Origin of the sequence: Dietzia maris, assembly GCF_014144855.1 — a bacterium.
Taxonomy (GTDB): domain Bacteria; phylum Actinomycetota; class Actinomycetes; order Mycobacteriales; family Mycobacteriaceae; genus Dietzia; species Dietzia kunjamensis.
Genome location: NZ_JAALDN010000502.1, coordinates 1 through 5,738 on the forward strand (window position 1 = coordinate 1; position 5,738 = coordinate 5,738).

At 66.9% G+C, this 5,738-nt stretch carries 5 protein-coding genes; 1 reads left to right on the plus strand and 4 read right to left on the minus strand.

Translation table 11 applies throughout. The annotated features are described in order from the left end of the window. Window positions 1-100: 100 nt before the first annotated feature. Complete coding sequence (locus G6024_RS15265; protein WP_235027935.1) at window positions 101-1,237, plus strand: ABC transporter substrate-binding protein; 1,137 nt, start codon at window positions 101-103, stop codon at window positions 1,235-1,237. 85 nt (window positions 1,238-1,322) lie between these two features. On the opposite strand, the gene nrdF is transcribed toward G6024_RS15265, so the two are convergent. From nrdF to G6024_RS15285, 4 genes are all read right to left on the minus strand, one after another. Next, window positions 1,323-2,339, minus strand: a complete 1,017-nt coding sequence (gene nrdF, locus G6024_RS15270; RefSeq protein ID WP_069388457.1) for a class 1b ribonucleoside-diphosphate reductase subunit beta — start codon at window positions 2,337-2,339, stop codon at window positions 1,323-1,325. A 55-nt stretch (window positions 2,340-2,394) separates the two neighbouring features. Beyond that, complete coding sequence (gene nrdE / locus G6024_RS15275) at window positions 2,395-4,476, minus strand: class 1b ribonucleoside-diphosphate reductase subunit alpha (protein ID WP_067712491.1); 2,082 nt, start codon at window positions 4,474-4,476, stop codon at window positions 2,395-2,397. A 68-nt stretch (window positions 4,477-4,544) separates the two neighbouring features. Continuing rightward, window positions 4,545-4,991 carry a class Ib ribonucleoside-diphosphate reductase assembly flavoprotein NrdI gene (gene nrdI / locus G6024_RS15280; protein ID WP_067712422.1) on the minus strand — a complete coding sequence of 149 codons (447 nt, stop codon included), beginning with the start codon at window positions 4,989-4,991 and terminating at the stop codon, window positions 4,545-4,547. Between the two features lie 60 nt (window positions 4,992-5,051). Next, complete coding sequence (locus G6024_RS15285) at window positions 5,052-5,282, minus strand: redoxin NrdH (RefSeq protein WP_067712419.1); 231 nt, start codon at window positions 5,280-5,282, stop codon at window positions 5,052-5,054. Between the last annotated feature and the right edge of the window lie 456 nt (window positions 5,283-5,738).

Here is a 5,738-nt window from a genome sequence, read left to right on the forward strand (position 1 = left end):
AATCACGCCGTGGTCCGGCAGCCCGGGACAGGTACCCACCGCCCGCCCGCGACCTCCGCGTGAGCGGCCCTTCTCGGCCGATCTCCTAGGCTGTTGTCCCATGACCGATTCCGTGACCGCCCCCCGCCGACACCCCGCGCGGGGGTATGCCCGGCGCGCCGTCAGGGCGGCGGTCCCCGTGGCGGCCGGGCTGACGCTCGTGGCGTGTGGCCCCTCCCCCGTCGACATGGTCGAGCACCCGATTACGACGACCCCGTCGCGGATGGCCGGCGAGGAGTTGCAGCGCTCGGCGGAGCCGGAGGAGTCGTGCGCCCCGGCACCGGTCCCCGCGGAGTTCCCCGGGCCGGGTGACCGCAGGGTCCCCACGGAGGGGCCGGGTCCGGACCGGGTGGAGGTGCCGCGGTCGCCGGAGAGGATCCTGGCGCTCGGCACAGGCGCGGTGGACACGGCCTGTGCCCTCGGGCTGCAGGACCTCGTCGTCGGCACGTTCGGCCTACCCGACGGTGCGGACGTCTACCTGCCCGACTCACTGACCGGACTCCCGACGGTCGGTCCCCTCGTCGGCGGGGACGCCGACGAGGTCGCGCGGGCCGCGCGGGAACTGCGTCCGGACCTCATCGTGCTGGCCGGGTCGGACGAGGTGGACCCGGCCGTCGTCGCCGCCGTGACTGATGTCGCCCCCACCGTGGTCTACGACGCCGACATCGTGGACTGGACGGAGGCCACCGAGGCGATCGCCGACGCCTACGGTCGGCCCCGCGCCGGCGGCGATCTCCTGCTGGAGGTGATCGAGCGGGCGCAGCGCACCGCCGACGCGACCACCCCGTCGGATACCCGGGTCTCCCTGGTGTCGGTGACCGGAGGGGAGGGTGACGGCATAGAGGTGCAGCGGCCGGACACGCTGGGCTCCCTGATGCTCGAGGCCGTGGGTGCCGAACGGCCCCCGGCGCAACGCACGCGCGACGGCGAGCGCGTCCCGCCCCTGCCCCAGTCCCCGGCCCTGGGTGACGAGCTGGACGGGGATGTGATCTTCGCGGTGGTCGGAGGCGAGGCCAGCTCCGAGGACGCGGCGCGAGAGGTCTTCGCCTCGGACAGGTGGACGGACCTCGACGCCGTGGGATCGCAGCGCGTGTTCGTGGTGGACCGTGCCGTGTGGGAGGGCGCGGGCCCGGTGGCGGCGCGGGCGGTCCTCGACGACATCCGGGGATCGATCAACGGGGTCGCACCGGACGGGTAGCCAGCAGTCCCTCCACGACCGTGAGACGACGACGCCCCTGCGACCGTGTTCGGTCGCAGGGGCGTCGTGGGTCGCTACCGGTGCGTCAGAAGTCCCAGTCCTCGTCCTCGGTGGCCTCGGCCTTACCCATGACGTACGAGCTGCCGGAGCCGGAGAAGAAGTCGTGGTTCTCGTCGGCGTTGGGGCTCAGGGCCGACAGGATCGCCGGATCGACGTCGGTCTCGTCCTTGGGGAACATGCCCTCGTAGCCCATGTTCATCAGCGCCTTGTTGGCGTTGTACCGCAGGAACTTCTTGACGTCCTCAGTCCACCCCACCGGATCGTAGAGATCCTCGGTGTAGTCCGCCTCGTTGTCGTACAGCTCGAACAGCAGCTCGAAGGTGTAGTCCTTGAGCTCGTCCCGCTCTGACTGGGTGACGTGCTCGAGGGCGCGCTGGTACTTGTACCCGATGTAGTAGCCGTGCACCGCCTCGTCGCGGATGATGAGCCGGATGACGTCGGCGGTGTTGGTGAGCTTGGCCCGCGAGGACCACCGCATGGGCAGGTAGAAGCCCGAGTAGAACATGAACGACTCGAGCATCACCGAGGCGATCTTGCGCTTGAGCGGATCGTCCCCCGCGTAGTAGCCGAGCACGATCTTGGCCTTCTTCTGGAGGAAGGGGTTCTCCTCCGCCCAGCGGAACGCGTCGTCCACCTGGGGCGTCGAGCACAGCGTGGAGAAGATCGTCGAGTAGCTCTTGGCGTGCACCGACTCCATGAACGCGATGTTGGTGAGCACCGCCTCCTCGTGCGGGGTCGACGCGTCGGGGATCATGCTGACGGCGCCGACCGTGCCCTGCAGGGTGTCCAGCAGGGTCAGGCCGGTGAAGACGCGGGTGGTGAGCTGCTGCTCGTACTCGGTCAGGGTCTGCCACGACGGGATGTCGTTGGAGACCGGCACCTTCTCCGGCAGCCAGAAGTTGGTGGTGAGCCGGCCCCACACCTGATCGTCGACCTCGTCGGGGACGCGGTTCCAGTTGATGGCCGACACCCGGTCGACCAGCTTGGGCTGGATGCCGGCGGCGGGACTGTGGGATCCCGGAGCGTGCAGCTCGGCGGTCATCGGATCTCCTCCTGGGGACGTGTGGGGTTCGGGACGCAGGCCTGCGGCCGGGCGGTCAGAGCATGCACGAGACGCAGCCCTCGACCTCGGTGCCCTCGAGCGCGAGCTGACGCACGCGGATGTAGTACAGGGTCTTGATGCCCTTGCGCCACGCGTAGATCTGGGCTCGGTTGACCTCACGGGTGGTGGCCGTGTCCTTGAAGAACAGGGTCAACGACAGGCCCTGGTCGACGTGCTGGGTAGCCGCCGCGTACGTGTCGATGATCTTCTCGTAGCCGATCTCGTACGCGTCCTGGTAGTAGTCCAGGTTGTCGTTGGTCAGGTAGGGCGCCGGGTAGTAGACGCGCCCGATCTTGCCCTCCTTGCGGATCTCGATCTTCGACGCCACGGGGTGGATCGACGAGGTCGAGTTGTTGATGTAGCTGATCGACCCCGTCGGCGGCACGGCCTGGAGGTTCTGGTTGTAGATGCCGTACTTCTGCACGTCGGCCTTCAGCGCGCGCCAGTCCTCCTGCGTGGGGATGGTCACCTCGGCCTCGGAGAACAGCGTTCGGACCCGGTCGGTGGCCGGCTCCCACACCTGGTCGGTGTACTTGTCGAAGAACTCACCCGAGGCGTACTTCGACTCCGGGAACCCGGCGAACCAGGTCCCGCGCTCCCGCGCGATCGCGTTGGACGACCGGAGCGCGTGGTAGAGCACGGTGTAGAAGTAGATGTTGGTGAAGTCGACACCCTCCTCGGATCCGTAGTGGATCCGCTCACGCGCGAGGTAGCCGTGGAGGTTCATCTGCCCCAGGCCGATCGCGTGCGACTCCGAGTTGCCCCGCTCGATCGAGGGCACGGAGTCGATGTGGGTCTGGTCGGAGACCGCGGTCAGTCCCCGGATCGCCGTCTCGATGGTCTGACCGAAGTCCGGCGAGTCCATGGCCTTGGCGATGTTGAGCGAACCGAGGTTGCAGGAGATGTCCTTGCCCACCTCGGAGTAGCTCAGGTCCTCGTTGAACTCCGAGGCCGTGGAGACCTGGAGGATCTCCGAGCACAGGTTGGAGTGCGTGATCTTGCCGGCGATCGGGTTGGCCCGGTTCACGGTGTCCTCGTACATGATGTACGGGTAGCCGGACTCGAACTGCAGCTCGGCGACGGTCTGGAAGAAGTGCCGGGCGTTGATCTTGGTCTTCTTGATCCGGCTGTCCTCGACCATCTCGTGGTAGTGCTCCGAGATGTCGACGTCCGCGAAGGGCTTGCCGTAGATCCGCTCGACGTCGTACGGCGAGAACAGGTACATGTCGTCGTTGCGCTTGGCGAGCTCGAAGGTGATGTCCGGGATCACCACGCCCAGGGAGAGCGTCTTGATGCGGATCTTCTCGTCCGCGTTCTCACGCTTGGTGTCGAGGAACTTGAAGATGTCCGGGTGGTGCGCGTGCAGGTACACGGCGCCGGCACCCTGGCGGGCCCCGAGCTGGTTGGCGTAGGAGAACGAGTCTTCCAGCAGCTTCATCACGGGGATGACGCCCGAGGACTGGTTCTCGATGTGCTTGATGGGCGCGCCGTGCTCACGGAGGTTGGACAGCAGCAATGCCACGCCACCGCCGCGCTTGGACAGCTGCAGCGCGGAGTTGATGCTGCGGCCGATGGACTCCATGTTGTCCTCGATGCGCAGCAGGAAGCACGAGACGGGCTCCCCGCGCTGCTTCTTGCCGGAGTTGAGGAACGTGGGCGTGGCGGGCTGGAAGCGACCGTCGATGATCTCGTCCACCAGCTGGCGGGCCAGCACCTGGTCGCCGGCGGCGAGGGTGAGCGCCACCATGCACACGCGGTCCTCGTAGCGCTCGAGGTAGCGCTTCCCGTCGAAGGTCTTGAGCGTGTACGAGGTGTAGTACTTGAAGGCGCCGAGGAAGGTCGGGAAGCGGAACTTCTTGGCGTATGCGTGGTCGAACAGTTCGCGGACGAAGTTGCGCGCGTACTGGTCCAGCACCTCGCGCTCGTAGTAGTCCTTCTCGACCAGGTAGTCGAGCTTCTCGTCCAGGTTGTGGAAGAAGACCGTGTTCTGGTTGACGTGCTGCAGGAAGTACTCCCGCGCCGCCCGGCGGTCCGCGTCGAACTGGATCTTCCCGTCCGCGTCGTAGAGGTTGAGCATCGCGTTGAGGGCGTGGTAGTCGAGACGCTGACCGTCGCCCGCCTCTCCCGCGGTGATGCTCTCGGGGTTCACGGTTGGTGCTGCCAAAACTCTTCCAATCCCTCTCGGACGCGGATGACGTCCTCGTGTGTGCCCATCAACTCGAAGCGGTAGAGGTACGGGACCCCCACCTTCTCGGCGATCACGTCGCCGGAGCGACCGAAATCCCGTCCGAAGTTGGTGTTGCCGCCGGCGATGACTCCCCGGCAGAGACTTCTGTTGTGCGCGTTGTTGAGGAACGCGACCACCTGCCGCGGGACCGCGGCGCCGTTCTTGCCTGTGATCTCGAGGCTTCCCCCGTAGGTCGGAACGATCAGAACATACGGGTCCGACACCGTCGGGACGGGCTCGGTCCTCCGCACCGGGATACGCAGTGCGGGGAGACCGAGCCGGTCGACGAATCGTTTGGTGTTCTCGGAGATGTTGGAGAAGTAGACGATCCTCACCGGCTTCTCGGCCGGTATCGGAGCCGCCATCGCCGCCCCCTTGTCGAAGGAATCCTGGTGTTACCGCGCCGTCGGACTACGACCGCGCAGTCAGGCCGCCACGGTGGCGAGTGCCTTGATGCGGTCCGGGCGGAAGCCGGACCAGTGGTCGGAGCCCGCGACCACGACGGGCGCCTGGAGGTACCCGAGCGCCATGACGTACTCCCGAGCCTCGTCGTCCATCGAGATGTCGATGATCTCGTACTCGATGCCCTGCTTGTCGAGCGCCTTGTAGGTGGCGTTGCACTGGACGCAGGCGGGCTTGGTGTAGACGGTGACCATGTGTCTCAGGACCTCTTTCGGCACGGCGCCCGGACGGCGCGAGGGGCTCTTCTCGTAGCGGCCTCCCGGGCCCGGGCTCTCGCCCGGCCTGTGGATGACCGCGGTGTCTGTCGGGGGTCACGGTCCGAATCCCACGAGTGACATTCATTGGGGCCGCAACGCTTCTAGACACTACCCCTAGTGGCAAGCGAGTCAATCGACCACAACATTTTGGTCTTACATCGCTGGTATTCCCAGGTCGCGATCCCGCCCTGTGGACACCGTGGGCCCCCGGTGGGAACCCCGTCCCCGGACCGTCGAACCGGCGCCGCGCACACCTACGGTCCCACGCCGATCACCGTCCCGGAGCGGCGGGTCGACATCCCACAGGGCCTCCCCAGAGACCCCACAGATTGTCCCCACGCCCTCCACAAGCACGTGGATGATCGTGCGTCCGGGGCGTGGACGGATGTGGCG